A 14,186-nucleotide genomic window follows, 5' to 3' on the forward strand; every position below is an offset into this window, starting at 1 on the left:
GCTTAATTAAACTAAGTTGAACTAAGCTAACCGGACAACATACTTCAGGCCGCTATCATGCATTCCGTCAACATCCATGAAGCCAAGACCCATCTGTCGCGCCTGGTCGAGGAGGCTGCGGAAGGCGAGGAAATCATCATCGCCAAGGCCGGCCGCCCCGTGGCGCGCATCGTCGCCTTGCCGTCCGACAAACCGAGGAAACTCGGCCTGCTCAAAGGCAAGTTCACGATCCCGGACGATTTCGACGCCCCCCTGCCGGATGACGTCCTACGGGACTTCGGTATCGAGCCGTGAGGCTGCTGCTCGACACCCATATCCTCCTCTGGGCCCTGGCCGGGGACCGCCGCCTGGGCAAGGCGGAAGCCCTGATTCTCGACCCCGCCAACACGGTCACGGTAAGCGCAGCGTCCTATCTGGAGCTGGCCATCAAAATCAGCCAAGGGAAGATCGACGTGTCCATCCCGCAGATTCGTGCCGCGGTGGTGAAAAGCGGGTTCGAGGAACTGCCTGTAACTGGAATCCATGCCGAAGTATTGGCCGGCCTGCCTTGGAGGCACAAAGACCCATTCGACCGTATCCTGGTAGCCCAGGCTCTTGCCGAGCCTTTGCGGCTGGTGACGGCGGATGCAATGGTCGCGGACTATTCAGATACGGTGATTTTGGTCTGAACCATGGGGAAACCGTGATCTGCCCCACTAGTGAATCCAAGTCAGCCACACCTGTGGAAAACTGAGCCATGCCTTGCCCCAATCCCGTCCGTCTTTTTCACATCACAGCCATAGCCAACCTGCCGGACATCTGCGCCGGTGGTGCTTTGCTATGTAAGAACGCGGGTGCTTCGGCGGGGATCAATTACCAGAACATTGCCCATCAGGGTGCCCAAGGCGCGCGATCCCAGCGGAATGTACCCAATCCGCCGGGAGGCTTGATGCATGACTTCGTGCCCTTCTACTTCGCGCCGAGGTCACCGATGCTGTACGCCATCAACGGCGGACGCGTCGCGGGTTGTGATTTGCGCCAGGCGGATATCGTTCACCTCGAAACGACAGTGGAGAAGGCCTTGGCGGGAGGCTCCCCGTTCGTGTTCTATGACCGCAATGCTACCCTGGCTTTCAGCAAGCCTTATACGGACTTGGGCCAGTTGGGTGAAGCCATCGCCTGGAATCTGATTACCGAGGCCCCGACCCTGGACGGGTTTTGCAAGTACTGGCAAAACCGTCCCGATTCCGCGCACTATACGGACCGCATGGAGCGGCGGCAGGCGGAATTTCTGGTCAAGGATCGGGTGCCTTTGACGGCATTCACCCGGATCGGAGTGCTCAATGCCGACAAGGCAGCTGAGGTCCGTGCCATATTGAAAACAGTAGGGGTGATATTGCCGGTGGAAGTGAAGTGCGATTGGTATTTTCTGGGGCAATGAACATGGCGACCAAACTGATGCGGGGCGATCTGCTGAAGCAGGATGACGTGGATGCCATCGTCAACACGGTGAATTGCGTGGGGGTCATGGGCAAGGGCATCGCCTTGCAATTCAAGAACAAGTGGCCGGCGAATTTTCGTGCCTACGACTCCGCATGCAAAGCCAAGGAGGTGCGCCCGGGGAGCATGTTCATCCACGACACAGGGGGGTTGGTGAAGCCGAATTTCATAATCAATTTCCCCACCAAGGACCATTGGCGCGGCAAGTCGAAGATCGAGTTCATCCGCGACGGCTTGGTCGACCTCGTTCGTCAGGTGCGTCGGCTTGGCATTCAATCCATCTCCATCCCCCCCCTGGGCTGCGGCAATGGCGGATTGGATTGGGAGGCGGTGCGCCCTATGATCGAGTCGGCGTTTGCTTCATTGCCAGATGTGGAGGTTCGGTTGTTTGAGCCTGCGGGAGCACCGGACCCAAAATCCATGGAGGTGCGTACCGAGCGCCCGCGCATGACGCCGGGCCGGGCGGCCATTCTCAAGTTGTTGGAAACCTATCGGGAACTCAATTACGGGCTGTCAAAAATAGAGGCTCAGAAACTAGCCTATTTCCTTCAGGAGGCGGGCGAGCCCCTGAAATTGAACTTCTCCAAACATCATTACGGCCCCTATTCCGATGAATTGCGCCATGCCCTGAACCGAATGGAAGGGCATTTCATCCGGGGCTTGGGGGATGGTGTGGTGGATGCTGAAATCGAGCCATTGCCGGACGCGCTGTCAGAGGCGGATGAATTCGTGAGTCGGCAAGACCATGTGGAACTGGCTAGGAGGATTGAGCGAGTCGGCCGGCTGATCGAGGGGTTTCAGTCTTCATACGGCATGGAACTTCTGGCCACTGTGCATTGGGTCACGACACACGAGGGGAAGCGTCAATCAATTGATGAGGTAATTTCTGCCATACATGGGTGGAATCCCCGCAAGCGAGCCCTGATGCATGCTGAACACATTGCCGTGGCCTGGGAAAGACTCTCCTCAGAGGGATGGTTGCCAGGATTCAAAGGGTAGAATCAAAGGGTCCAAGCGCGTATGCTTGGTCGGTTCGGCCGTTGTATCGGCATCCAACTACATCTTCAAAGCCAAGCCAGAACCCCCTGGGCAGCTCTTCTGGCACTGGCGAAACAGGCTGTGAGCAGGTAACCGCCGGTGGGGGCCTCCCAGTCCAGCATCTCCCCGGCGCAGAACACCCCGGGCAGGGCCTTGAGCATGAGGTTCGCGTCCAGGTCCGCGAAATCCACCCCGCCGGCGCTGCTGATGGCCTCTTCCAGGGGCCGGGGGGCCGTCAGGGTGAGGGGCAGGGCCTTGAGGGTCTCAGCCAACCGGCCGGCATCCTGCAAGGCTTCGGCGGATAAGACCTCCCGTAGCAACCCGGCCTTCAGGCCCTTGAGCCCCAGCCGGCTTTGCAGATGGCTGGAGAGGGATCGAGCGCCCCGTGGCCGGGCGATCTCGGTTTCCAATCGTTCCCGAGTCCAGTCGGGCATCAAGTCCAAGTGGATGACGGCCTGGCCCCCGGCGGCAATGGCATCCCGCAGCTGCGCGGAAAAGGCGTAGATGAGGCTGCCTTCCACCCCGGTTTCGGTGACGACGAATTCCCCCTGACGCCTTGCATCGCCCCAGGCCAGCACCACCGGCTTCACCGGCTGGCCGGCGAAGCGTTCGCGGAAGTGGGCGCTCCAGGCCACGTCGAAACCGCAGTTGGCGGGCCGCAAAGGGGCCACGTTCACCCCCTGGGCTGCCAGCAGGGGTACCCAGGCCCCATCGGAACCGAATTTGGACCAGCTTCCGCCCCCCAGGGCCAGCACCAGGGCGTCGGCCTGAACGATCTTTTCGCCCTCCGCCGTGGCGAAACGCAGCGTGGTGGGACCCGCGTCCGTCCAGCCCAGCCAGCGGTGCCCTACGTGGACCTGGAGCCCCGCCTCGCGCAGCCGGTGCAACCAGGCCCGCAACAGGGGCGCGGCCTTCATCTCCGTGGGAAACACCCGGCCGGAGGTGCCGACGAAGGTCTCCACCCCCAGCCCGGCTGCCCAGGCCCGCAGGTCTGAGGGGCCGAAGTCCCGGATCAGGGGTTCCAACTCAGGTTGGCGCAGACCGTAGCGGGCCAGAAGGTCCGGCAGGGGTTCGGAATGGGTGAGGTTGAGCCCCCCTCGGCCCGCCAGCAGGAACTTGCGCCCCAGGGAAGGCATGCGGTCGTAGAGGTCCACGGCCACACCCCCCGCCAACAGGGTTTCCGCCGCCATCAAGCCCGCCGGACCACCACCGATGACCGCGACGCGATGCTTCATCGGGCAGCCTTGAGCGGGCGGATGGAGGACATGGCAATGAGTGCTGAAAGGGGCATGACATGCATCAGGACAGACGAATAGGCCGTGATTGTGCTGGCGATCCCGGGCCACCGATACCCCACCCAATGCCCCGCCTGGGAGATGTTCAGTTCGCCCCGGATTCCGTCCGGTTGAATCTGCACGGCCCGAGGCCCCACTTCCCAAACATCAGTGCGCGGGACAAACAAGGCCATACGGAAAGATCACGGTTGCCAGCCGACACGCCCCCAGGCGTTTGGCAATCATCAACCTACTTGCGTTTCAACACTCGCTCGCACCCGGTTCTTGGCCAGGATGAAGTCGTTGTGGGGGACGTACAGCAGGTCGGCCAGCTTGCGCACCAGGTGGACTTCGTACATGTCGATGTCGCCGTCCACCATGGCGACCCGCCATAGCTGTTCGACGAAATGCACCTTGCGGGCAAGATCGAAACGGCTGTTGATCAGTTTCACCGCATCGAAGTAGGAGGTGGGCAGGTTCTCCCGGCGGGTGGCGGCTTCGATCATGGCCGCGACTTCGGCCTCCGGCATGTCGAATTGGTCCCGCATCACCTGGGCGACGAGCTTTCGTTTCTGTTGGCCGTTTGCCTCTTCGAGCCGGGCCGCCTCCATCAACAACTGGCAGCAGGCTTGCTGGACAGCGACCGTTTCCTGGCGCGGTCGGGCCTCGGGGCTGGGTGCGATGCGCTCCATGATGTCGCGCAGCTTGTTTTGAATGATGTCGAACATTCCACGTTGGCGTTTTTTGTGGCGATTAGTTCCGCTCAACTCGGCGCATGCAATTAACGGTGAACCGGGGCAAGCCACGGTATTTCTTGTACATGAGGCGCATGCACGGTGTTCTCCTGCTCACGGCAAGGTGGCATTTCGACGCTTCGGGCCCCAAGTGCCTTCCCGTCAGCCAACCGCTCACGCCCTCCTGAAACGTGTACCGGCCAATGCCTCACACCGCCCCCCCCTTGATACCACCTGTTCCGGCGAACGTATCACCAGCCATCTGAAACGCTGCTGGAATGGCACTGGCCAAAGCCGCTCCCCTCGGCTAATACTCCATAATCCACAGCAAGTCGGCCCCTGATTACATCAACGACATCGAGGAGGGCATGCCATGAAAAGAGTGCTTGCAGGTCTCGCGATATTGCTCACAGGCGTGCCCGTGTCCGCCGTCGACATGGCCTCCATTCCGACCATCGGCATGGAATTGGCACGGGACCTGACCCAGGGGGCCATCGAGGTGTGCAGGGACCATGGCTGGCAGGTGTCGGTGGTGGTGGTCGGCAAGAGCGGGGACGTCCAGGCCGCGCTGCGCGATACCCTGGCCCCCCGTCACACCCTGGAGATCGCCCGGCGCAAGGCGGAGGCGGTGATCCTGTCCGGCGTATCCACGGCCGACCTGCTTACCAACCGCCCGGACGTGGCCATGGAGTTGAACAACGTGGCCAGTCTGCTGTTGATCGAGGGCGGCGTGCCGATCAAGTATGCCGGGGTGACGATCGGCGCCCTGGCGGTGGCCGGCGCGCCGGGCCCGCGCAACAACGAACGCTGTGCCTTGGCGTCCCTGAGCAAGCACCAGGAGCGGCTCGACTTCCCTGTAGAGTTCTAGGAGTCGTCCGGCCGGGCCGGGGTTGGGGGACATCCCGGGCTTTTCCTTGCGAGGACAGGTACCAGGGGGCGTTCCCCTGATGGCGATGGGGTGGAATTTCCCCACGCCCGGCCCTAAGTTCCTTCCTGTCCGCCAAGCGCTTCTCTTTTCCCGGAACCGGGACCCACCATGCCGACCCTCGCCATCCCCTTCGACAACACCTACGCCCGGGACCTGCCGGGCTTCTACGAAGCTTGCCAGCCCGCGAAGGCGCAGGCGCCGGTGCTGCTGTTCTTCAACCGGGGCCTGGCGGAGGAACTGCAACTGGGCCTGGCCGGCCAGGACGACGCTGCGTTGGCGGCCATGTTCTCCGGCAACGCGTTGCCCGAGGGGGCCCAGCCTATCGCCCAGGCCTATTCGGGGCATCAGTTCGGGCAGTTCAACCCCCAGCTGGGGGACGGCCGGGCGCTGCTGATCGGGGAGGTGATCAACCGCCAGGGCCAACGGCGGGATATCGCCTTCAAGGGTTCGGGGCGCACGCCCTTTTCCCGCCGGGGCGACGGCAAGGCGGCGGTGGGGCCCATGTTGCGGGAGGTGCTCATCGGCGAGGCCATGCATGCCCTGGGCATTCCCACCACCCGGGCCCTGGCGGTGGTGTCCACCGGCGAGCCGGTGTATCGGGAGCGGCCCCTGCCCGGCGCCATCCTCACCCGCGTGGCCGATAGCCATCTGCGCGTGGGCACCTTCCAGTATTTCGCGGCCCATGGCACCACCGAGATGGTGCGGCAGTTGGCCGACTACGCCATCGCCCGCCATTACCCGGAATTGCTGGAGACCGAGAACCGCTACCTGGGCTTCCTGGCGGCCGTGGCCGAACGCCAGGCGGCGCTGATCGCCCAGTGGCTGCATGTGGGCTTCATCCACGGCGTGATGAACACGGACAACATGGGCATCCCCGGCGAGACCATCGACTACGGACCCTGTGCCTTCATGGAGGCCTACAACCCGGGCGCGGTGTTCAGCTCCATCGACGAAGGCGGACGCTACGCCTACGAGGAGCAGCCCCGCATCGCCCGCTGGAACCTGGCCCGCCTGGCAGAGACCCTGCTGCCCCTGATCGCCGGGAACGAGGGCCATGCCATTGGGTTGGCCACCGAAGTGATCGATACGCTACGGGAACGCCAGCGGCGCCATTGGCTGGCCGGACTGCGGCCCAAGCTGGGACTGGGCGGGCAGGTAAACGATGGCGACAGTGCCGACACCGCCCTGGGGGAAAGCTGGCTGGACCTGCTGCACGCCCAGCAGGTGGACTTCACCCTGGCCTGGCGGCGGCTGGCGGATGCGGCGGCGGGCAACGAGGCGCCCCTGCGGGCCTTGTTCCCCGGCCAGCCGGGACTGGACCGCTGGCTGCAACGCTGGCGCCAGCGCTGCGCCGCCGAGGATGCGGGGGCGGCTTCAAGCACGGATCGCGCCCAGGCCATGCGCCGGGTGAACCCGTGGCTGATTCCCCGCAACCATCGCGTGGAGGAGGCCCTGGCCGCCGCCTCGGACGATGGCGATCTGAAGCCTTTCGAGCAGTTGCTGAACGCCTTGCGGCGCCCCTTCGACGAAGACCCGGCCCTGGTCCGCTACGCTGAGCCGGCAACCGGCGAGTTCATGGCGGAGTTCCGCACCTTCTGCGGTACCTGATCACATAAAGGACCTGTGAGGGCCGGCAAGGCCACGGCATCAGTAAGCCGGGAAATGCTGGTGGATTCGTCACCCCGGCGAACCGGGCTCCTGGAGAGCTGGATTCCGGCTTTCGCCGGAATGGCTGCACATGCTCATTCCGCCCTTCCCATAAAAACTCGGCGGCAAATTGCGGATTCGCGGCGAGAACACGTCTTAAAATGACACGCTCATGTCAGCAGACGACAGAAGCCCCCCCGCAAAACGCCTGCGCGACTGGTCCGGCGACCAGTTGGCCCGCTTGCGCCGCCGGCAGCTGGCCTACCGCCATCTGTGGCTGGGGCGCTTCATCTTCTGGGGCGGCGCCGTGGGCATCGGCTTCCTGGGCGTGGCCTTCGCCAAGCTGGTGGACGCCGGCGTGCATCACCTGCGCCAGACCACCGAGGCCTATCCCTTCTGGCCCTTCATCATCGCCCCCCTGGGCGGCGCGGCCATCGTCTGGCTGACGCGCAAGTACTTCCCGGGCGCGGAGGGCAGCGGCATCCCCCAGGTCATGGCGGAGATGGCGCGGCACGGCGACCGGCACAAGCCGCCGCGACCCCTGCTGTCCCTGCGCATCGTGTTCGCCAAGATCGCCCTGGGCACGGGCGCCCTGTTTTCCGGCTTCTCCATGGGCCGGGAAGGGCCCATGGTGCAGATCGGCGCCGGCCTCATGCATGCCATCGGCGAGCGCCTGCCCCGGCGCCTGCAGGTGGACCGCCGCCACCTGCTGGCCGCCGGCGGCGCGGCCGGTATCGCCGCCGCCTTCAACACGCCCCTGGCGGGCATCCTGTTCGCCATCGAGGAACTGAGCCGGGGCATGGCGGACCGCATGAGCGGCCTCATCATCACAGCCATCGTCATCGCCGGCGTGGTGACCCAGGCCTACTTCGGCAACTACACCTACTTCGGCTGGCTGGACATCACCCAGGTGGAGGCCCCCCACAACCCGGGCATGCTGCTGTGGGCGGCCCTGCTGTGCGGCGTGGCCGGGGGCCTGTTCGCCCGCCTGCTCATCGCCACGACGGACCTGCCAGGGCGGCTGGGGGAATGGCGCCGCGCCTATCCCGTCCGCTTCGCCGCCGCTTGCGGCCTGGTGCTGGCCACCCTGGGTTACGCCACCGGCGGCATCAGCTTCGGCACCGGCTATGACGAGGCCAAGCAGTTGCTGGACCATTCCGCCCCCATGCCCTGGCACTTCGGCCTGGACAAGTTCGTGGCCACGGCCGTGTCCTTCGCCAGCGGGGTGCCTGGCGGCATCTTCGCCCCCTCCCTGGCCGTGGGCGCCGGCCTGGGCCAGAACCTCCACGACCTGAATGAGCTGGCGGGCGGCGGCGGCTACCTGCCGGGCATGACCAACCTGCTCTGCATGGCGGGCTTCCTGGCGGCCGTGACCCAGACCCCAATCACCGCCTTCGTCATCGTCATGGAGATGGTGAGCGGCTACGGCCTGGTGCTGGACCTGATGGTGGTGACCCTGCTCTCCTCCGGCGTGTCGAGAACCTTTTGCCCACCCCTTTATCGAACCCTGGCCGCCCGATACCTGCGCCCCGTGGCGCCCAAGCCTGTCCCTGGTAATTCGCCCCCGCCCACCCCCGCCGCGAGCAACGAAAACCCATCATGAGCACACGTCGAATCTGGCTGGGCCTGGCCGGCCTGGTCATCCTAGTGAGCGCTGCCCTGCAGTTCTGGCAGCCCTGGAAGCAGGCCGACAAGGGCACCCGCTACGAACTGAGCAAGGTGGAAAAGGGCGCTTTGTCCGCCAACGTCACCGCCAGCGGCACCCTCTCCGCCCTCATCACCGTGCAGGTGGGTTCCCAGGTATCTGGCCAGATCCAGGAGGTGCTGGCGGATTTCAACACCCCGGTTCGGCGGGGCCAGGTCATCGCCCGGCTGGACCCGGCCACCTTCCAGAGCCGCGTCACCCAGGCGGAGGCGGACCTGGCCGCCGCCCAGGGCGCGGTGGAGGTGGCCCGGAGCACCCTGGCGGTGCGCCAGGCCGAGGCGGGCAAGGCCCGGGCGTCCCTGGGGGAGGCGGAACGCAACTTCAAGCGCAAACAGGACCTGGTGGCCCAGGGCTTCATTTCCGCCGCCGAACTGGACACCGCCCAGACGGTTCTGGACACCGCTCGGGAGCAGGAACGCCTGGCCCTCAGCGAGATCCAGGCGGCCCAGGCCCAGGTTGGCAACGCCCAGGCCGTGGTGCGCCAGCGCCAGGCCCAGCTGGAACAGGCCCGGCTGGAGCTGGATCGCACCGTGATCCGCGCCCCCGTGGACGGGGTGGTGGTGAGCCGCAACATCGATGCCGGCCAGACCGTGGCCGCCTCCCTTCAGGCCCCGGTGCTCTTCACCATCGCCCGTGATCTCCGGGAGATGGAAGTGAACATCGCCGTGGACGAGGCGGACGTGGGCCGGGTCCATGAAGGCCAGAAGGTGCGCTTTTCCGTGGATGCCTACCCGGGCGAGCGCTTCATGGGCAGCGTCACCCAGATCCGCAAGGCACCCCAGACCATCAGCAACGTTGTCACCTTCAGCGTCATGGCCCGGGTGCAGAACCCGGAAATGAAGCTGTTGCCAGGCATGACCGCCAGCAGCAGGATACTTACCGAGGAGCGCATGGCCGTGCTCAGGGTGCCCAACGAAGCCCTGCGTTTCCGCCCCACCAACCCGGATGGTTCGCCCGTGAAGCTGGAGGTAAGAAAGCGGGAGGAAGGTCCCGGCATACCTGGACGGGTCTGGGTCCTGGGCGCCGACGGCAACCCCGCCGCCGTCAACCTGCGCCTGGGAGTCTCCGACGGCAAGTTCACCGAAGTGCTCCAGGGCGAGGTGAGGGAAGGGGCCCAGATCATCCTGAACAAGCTCGAAGCCCCGGGGGACAAGCCCGCCAAGCCCCTCTTCGGTCGACGTTTCTGATCGCGTTTCCCAGCCGCCCCATGTCCGCCCTCATCGAAGTCAGGAACCTGGAAAGGTCCTATCACCTGGGCGAGGTGGTCGTTCCCGCCCTCAAAGGGGTAAGCCTGAGCATCCAGCATGGCGAGTTCGTCGCCATCATGGGCCCCTCCGGCTCGGGCAAGTCCACCTTCATGAATCTGCTGGGCTGCCTGGACGTGACGGACCAGGGCAGCTACTTCCTCGACGGTGAAACGGTCACTGGCCTGGATGCCGAGTCCCTGGCGGGCATCCGCAACCGCCGCATGGGTTTCGTGTTCCAGAATTTCAACCTGCTGCCCCGGGCCAGCGCCCAGGAGAACGTGGAACTTCCCCTGGTCTACGCCCGGGTGCCGGCGGCGGAACGGCACCGTCGCGCCCTGGAAAAGCTTACACAGGTGGGCCTGGCGGAACGGGCCCACCACCGTCCTGCCCAGCTCTCCGGCGGCCAGCAGCAGCGGGTGGCCATCGCCCGGGCCCTGGTGAACGAGCCGCCCCTGATCCTGGCGGACGAGCCAACCGGCGCCCTGGACACCCACACCAGCCAGGAGCTGATGACCCTGTTCCAGCAGTTGAACGACGCCGGCATCACCATCGTGCTGGTGACCCATGAGCCGGACATCGCCGCCTTCGCCAAGCGCATGCTGGTGTTCCGGGACGGGAAACTGGTGGAAGACAAGCCCCTGGCCCAGCACCGCCCGGCCCGGGAGGCACCGACATGAACCTGTCCGACGCCGGCCTGTCGGCCCTGCGAAGCCTGCGGGCCAACAAGATGCGCAGCGCCCTCACCACCCTGGGCATCATCATCGGCGTGGGCGCGGTGATCACCATGCTGGCGGTGGGCGAGGGGGCCAAGCGCCAGGTGGCTGAACAGTTGAAGAGCCTGGGCTCCAACACCCTGGTGATCTTTCCCGGCACGGTGACTTCCAGCGGCGTGCGCCTGGGCGCCGGCAGCCGCAACACCCTCACGGAGAACGATGCCCAGGCCATCCGCGAGGAAATCCCCCGGGTGCTGGCCGTGGCGCCGGCCCTGCGCGGCACGGGACAGCTGGTTTACGGCAACCTGAACTGGTCCAGCGTCATCTACGGCGTCGATGCGGACTACCTGGCGGCCCGGGAATGGGCCATCGCCCGGGGTCGGGGTTTCGACGAGAGCGAACTGCGCGGGGGCGACAAGGTGGCCCTGGTGGGGCAGACCGTGGCGGACATGCTGTTCGGCGGCACCGACCCCACGGGCCAGACCCTGCGGGTCAAGCATGTGCCCTTCACCATCGTCGGATTGCTGGCACCCAAGGGCCAGAACCAGTGGGGCCAGGACCAGGACGACGTGGTCCTGATTCCCCTCAACGCAGCCCGGGGCCGCATCATCGGCCAGGCCCTGGGCCGGCTGCGGACCGTGGGCCACGTCAATGTGAAGATGCGGGACGGCACCGACATGCTGGAGGCCGAGGCCGGCATCCGGGCGTTGCTGCGCCAGCGGCACCGCCTGGCCCCGGACAAGGAGGACGATTTCAACATCCGCAATCTGTCTGAGATCGTGGCGGCGGAACAGGCGGCCTCAACCGCCCTTTCCGCCCTGCTGGCGGCCATCGCCTCCGTGTCGCTGCTGGTGGGCGGCATCGGCATCATGAACATCATGCTGGTGTCGGTGACGGAACGCACACGGGAGATCGGCATCCGCATGGCCGTGGGGGCCCGGCCCCGGGACATCCTGGCCCAGTTCCTGGCGGAAGCCATCATCCTCTCCCTCATCGGCGCCCTGGCGGGGGTGGCCCTGGGGCTGGGGGGCAGCCTGGCCCTGGAAAAGTGGGCGGAATGGGTGATCGTGATCCAGGCGGATGCCGTGTTCCTGGCGGTGGCCGCCGCCAGCGCCGTTGGCATCTTTTTCGGCTGGTACCCGGCTCGCAAGGCAGCTCGCCTGGCCCCCATCGATGCCCTGCGCTACGATTGAGCCATGAACAAGCGCCATCTGTCCTTTTTCCACTGCCTCCTGGCCACGGCATACCTGGGCATCGTTCCCCAGGCCCGGGCCCAGGAGGAGGCGGCTGGATACACTCCGCCGCCCTTCATCCTCATCGCTCCCGCCACGGGACAGAATCCCTACCTGATGTACGTCCCGGCCCCCCAGACCATGCCGATCCCCACGGCGCCGACCACACCCGTCATGCCCACCCCGCCCGGGTCGCCTACTGCCACGGCGACGGTGCCCCAGCCGGAGGCCGCCACTCCAGTAGCCGGACCCTCCCTGTCGGACCTGGGCAAATCCCTGCGCAACTATTTCACGGAAGACGAACTGGACCTTCTTTTCGAGTACATGAAGGAGTCCGTGGTAGCCGCCTTCAGAGGGGAAGAGGTCTATCTGCCACCGGACCTGGCCTTCAAGCTGGAAATCCTCCTGGTGCGCATGCAGAAGGAAGGTGGCATGTACATGGACAACCTCATCCAGCAGTTGGAGCGGGACCTGAAGCGCTCCCTGAAGGAAAAGCTTGCGCCCCCCCAGCCGACGCCTCCGGCCGAGCTGCCTTACATGGAACCCGCTTCCTCCAAGCCGTCCACGCCCGGGCCGGCGGGCGCGAGCAAACTGCCCCCCAGGAAAACGGCCAAGACCGGCTAAGCTGCCGGCACCAACCTCAGGGCTTGCCCTTGCCGGCGGCCCCCGCCAACTGTTCGAACAACTGTCCCAGGCTGAGTTGGGCCTTGGCATAGCCCTGTTCGGCGGATTTCTGGAACCAGGCCAGGGCCTCGTTCAGGCTCTTCTCCACCCCGTTGCCGTCCCGGTAGAGCACGCCCAGGTTGTGCTGGGCCACCCGGTCACCCGCCTCGGCGGCCTTGCGGTACCAATTGGCGGCGGCGGCGAAGTCCTGGGCCACGCCCTTGCCCTGCTCGAAGATGACACCCAGGTTGTTCTGGGCGGGGACGTCGCCCGCCTCGGCGGCCTTGGTGAGCCAGTCCATGGCGGCTTGCATGCCGGCCTCGTCCTTGTTGCCCTTGTGCAATAGCCAGCCCAGGCGGCTCTGGGCGGCGGCCTGGCCCTCCTCGGCGGCCTTGCGGTACCAGTCCATGGCCTCGGCTTCATTCTTGTCCATGCCCTGGCCCTGCTCGGCCATGAGGCCCAGGTTGAACCAGGCCAGGGGCTCGTTCTGGGCGGCGGCCTTCTGGAACCATTCCCGCGCCTTGACGAAGTCCGGCTCCACCCCCAGGCCTTCCCGATAGAGGCGGCCCAGGTTGTTCTGGGCGGCGGCATCCTTCACCGCGCCCCGCTCGTACCAGACCCTGGCGGCGGCCAGGTCGGCCTGGCCCAGGGCACCGGTCTCCTGGAGCCAGCCCAGGTGGGTGGCGGCGGTGGCGTCACCGGCGTCGGCGGCCATGCGGAACCAGCGCGCGGCTTCGCCCAGGTTCCTGGGCACGCCCTGGCCCTTCTCGAACATCCAGCCCAGGCGGGCCATGGAGGGCACGTGGCCCTGGTTGCCCGCCAGGGCCATCCAGTTGGCGGCGGCCATGTAGTCCTGCTGGATACCGCCCAGGGCGTCCCGGTAGATCAGGCCCAGATTGCCCTGGGCCTCGGCGTTGCCCGCCTCGGCGGCCTTGGTGAACCACTTCACCGCCTGCTGGTAGTCCTGGGCCACGCCGTTGCCCGTGGCGAACTTGATGCCCAGGTTGTTCTGGGCCGGCACGTCCCCCAGCTCCGCCGCCCGGGTGAGCCACTGGGCAGCCACGGCCGGGTCCCTGGGCACGCCCAGGCCCTGGTCGTAGAGGGCCGCCAGCTGAGCCTGGGCCGCCGCCAGGTTGAGTTCCGCCGCGCCGGTCATGAGGGTGACGGCCTGGTCCATGTTCTGGTCCACGCCCTGGCCCTTCATGAGCATGAGACCCAGGTTGTAGAGGCCGATGGGATCCTTCTGCTGGGCCGCCATGCCGTACCACTCCGCGGCCTTGGCCAGATCCTTGGCCACGCCCATGCCGTTCTCGAACATCCAGCCCATCTTGGCCTGGGCCTCCGGGTCCCCCGCCTGGGCCGCCATCTGGTAGTAGCGCAGGGCCATCTGCATGGCCTGCACAGGGTCCGGTATGGGCATCTGGGCAGTGGCGGTCATGGGAGCCGTGCCTGCCAGGGCGAGCATCAGGGTGAGGGCGCGCAGTTTCATGGCGTTTCCTTTATTACTGAGTCGGTTCAAGTTCGAA

General features: G+C 65.8%; 14 protein-coding genes. 11 read left to right on the forward strand and 3 right to left on the reverse strand.

Annotation, left to right across the window (positions count from 1 at the left end; all coding sequences use genetic code 11):
• Nucleotides 1–57 precede the first annotated feature (57 nt).
• The 4 genes from H6935_08460 (at nucleotide 58) to H6935_08475 (ending at nucleotide 2,478) form a co-directional block, all read left to right on the forward strand.
• Nucleotides 58–294, forward strand: coding sequence for a type II toxin-antitoxin system prevent-host-death family antitoxin (locus tag H6935_08460; GenBank protein MCP5278381.1), 237 nt, complete (start codon nucleotides 58–60; stop codon nucleotides 292–294).
• Complete coding sequence (locus H6935_08465) at nucleotides 291–668, forward strand: type II toxin-antitoxin system VapC family toxin (GenBank protein MCP5278382.1); 378 nt, start codon at nucleotides 291–293, stop codon at nucleotides 666–668. Before H6935_08460 ends, H6935_08465 begins: the two co-directional genes overlap by 4 nt.
• 68 nt (nucleotides 669–736) lie before the next feature.
• On the forward strand, nucleotides 737–1,420 hold the full coding sequence (locus tag H6935_08470; protein MCP5278383.1) for a DUF4433 domain-containing protein: 684 nt from the start codon (nucleotides 737–739) through the stop codon (nucleotides 1,418–1,420).
• 2 nt (nucleotides 1,421–1,422) lie between these two features.
• Nucleotides 1,423–2,478 (forward strand): macro domain-containing protein, encoded by a 1,056-nt coding sequence (locus tag H6935_08475; protein ID MCP5278384.1) that lies wholly within the window; start codon nucleotides 1,423–1,425, stop codon nucleotides 2,476–2,478.
• Nucleotides 2,479–2,543: 65 nt separating this feature from the next.
• On the opposite strand, the gene H6935_08480 is transcribed toward H6935_08475, so the two are convergent.
• Both H6935_08480 and H6935_08485 read right to left on the reverse strand, forming a co-directional pair.
• The gene (locus tag H6935_08480; protein ID MCP5278385.1) at nucleotides 2,544–3,752 is read right to left on the reverse strand and encodes a TIGR03862 family flavoprotein; all 1,209 of its coding nucleotides are present in this window, start codon (nucleotides 3,750–3,752) and stop codon (nucleotides 2,544–2,546) included.
• Nucleotides 3,753–4,036: 284 nt separating this feature from the next.
• On the reverse strand, nucleotides 4,037–4,519 hold the full coding sequence (locus tag H6935_08485; protein MCP5278386.1) for a TerB family tellurite resistance protein: 483 nt from the start codon (nucleotides 4,517–4,519) through the stop codon (nucleotides 4,037–4,039).
• 379 nt (nucleotides 4,520–4,898) lie between these two features.
• On the opposite strand from H6935_08485, the gene H6935_08490 reads away from it, so the two are divergent.
• The 7 genes from H6935_08490 to H6935_08520 all read left to right on the forward strand — a co-directional run bounded on the left by H6935_08490 (nucleotide 4,899) and on the right by H6935_08520 (nucleotide 12,621).
• A complete protein-coding gene (locus tag H6935_08490; GenBank protein MCP5278387.1) occupies nucleotides 4,899–5,393 on the forward strand; it encodes a heme-binding protein in 495 nt (164 codons plus the stop codon).
• 168 nt (nucleotides 5,394–5,561) lie between these two features.
• Nucleotides 5,562–7,061: a YdiU family protein gene (locus tag H6935_08495; protein ID MCP5278388.1), complete on the forward strand. Its 1,500-nt coding sequence runs from the start codon at nucleotides 5,562–5,564 to the stop codon at nucleotides 7,059–7,061.
• Between the two features lie 211 nt (nucleotides 7,062–7,272).
• Complete coding sequence (locus H6935_08500; GenBank protein ID MCP5278389.1) at nucleotides 7,273–8,703, forward strand: chloride channel protein; 1,431 nt, start codon at nucleotides 7,273–7,275, stop codon at nucleotides 8,701–8,703.
• On the forward strand, nucleotides 8,700–9,992 hold the full coding sequence (locus H6935_08505) for an HlyD family secretion protein (protein ID MCP5278390.1): 1,293 nt from the start codon (nucleotides 8,700–8,702) through the stop codon (nucleotides 9,990–9,992). Before H6935_08500 ends, H6935_08505 begins: the two co-directional genes overlap by 4 nt.
• Nucleotides 9,993–10,012: 20 nt before the next feature.
• Nucleotides 10,013–10,729 (forward strand): ABC transporter ATP-binding protein, encoded by a 717-nt coding sequence (locus H6935_08510; protein MCP5278391.1) that lies wholly within the window; start codon nucleotides 10,013–10,015, stop codon nucleotides 10,727–10,729.
• Nucleotides 10,726–11,958: an ABC transporter permease gene (locus H6935_08515; protein MCP5278392.1), complete on the forward strand. Its 1,233-nt coding sequence runs from the start codon at nucleotides 10,726–10,728 to the stop codon at nucleotides 11,956–11,958. The genes H6935_08510 and H6935_08515 overlap by 4 nt, the downstream gene beginning before the upstream one ends.
• Nucleotides 11,959–11,961: 3 nt before the next feature.
• Nucleotides 11,962–12,621, forward strand: coding sequence for a hypothetical protein (locus tag H6935_08520; protein MCP5278393.1), 660 nt, complete (start codon nucleotides 11,962–11,964; stop codon nucleotides 12,619–12,621).
• Nucleotides 12,622–12,637: 16 nt separating this feature from the next.
• On the opposite strand, the gene H6935_08525 is transcribed toward H6935_08520, so the two are convergent.
• Nucleotides 12,638–14,149 carry a sel1 repeat family protein gene (locus H6935_08525; protein ID MCP5278394.1) on the reverse strand — a complete coding sequence of 504 codons (1,512 nt, stop codon included), beginning with the start codon at nucleotides 14,147–14,149 and terminating at the stop codon, nucleotides 12,638–12,640.
• Nucleotides 14,150–14,186 lie beyond the last annotated feature (37 nt).

The sequence above is a fragment of the Thiobacillus sp. genome, from assembly GCA_024235835.1.
In the GTDB taxonomy this organism is placed as follows: domain Bacteria; phylum Pseudomonadota; class Gammaproteobacteria; order Burkholderiales; family Thiobacillaceae; genus PFJX01.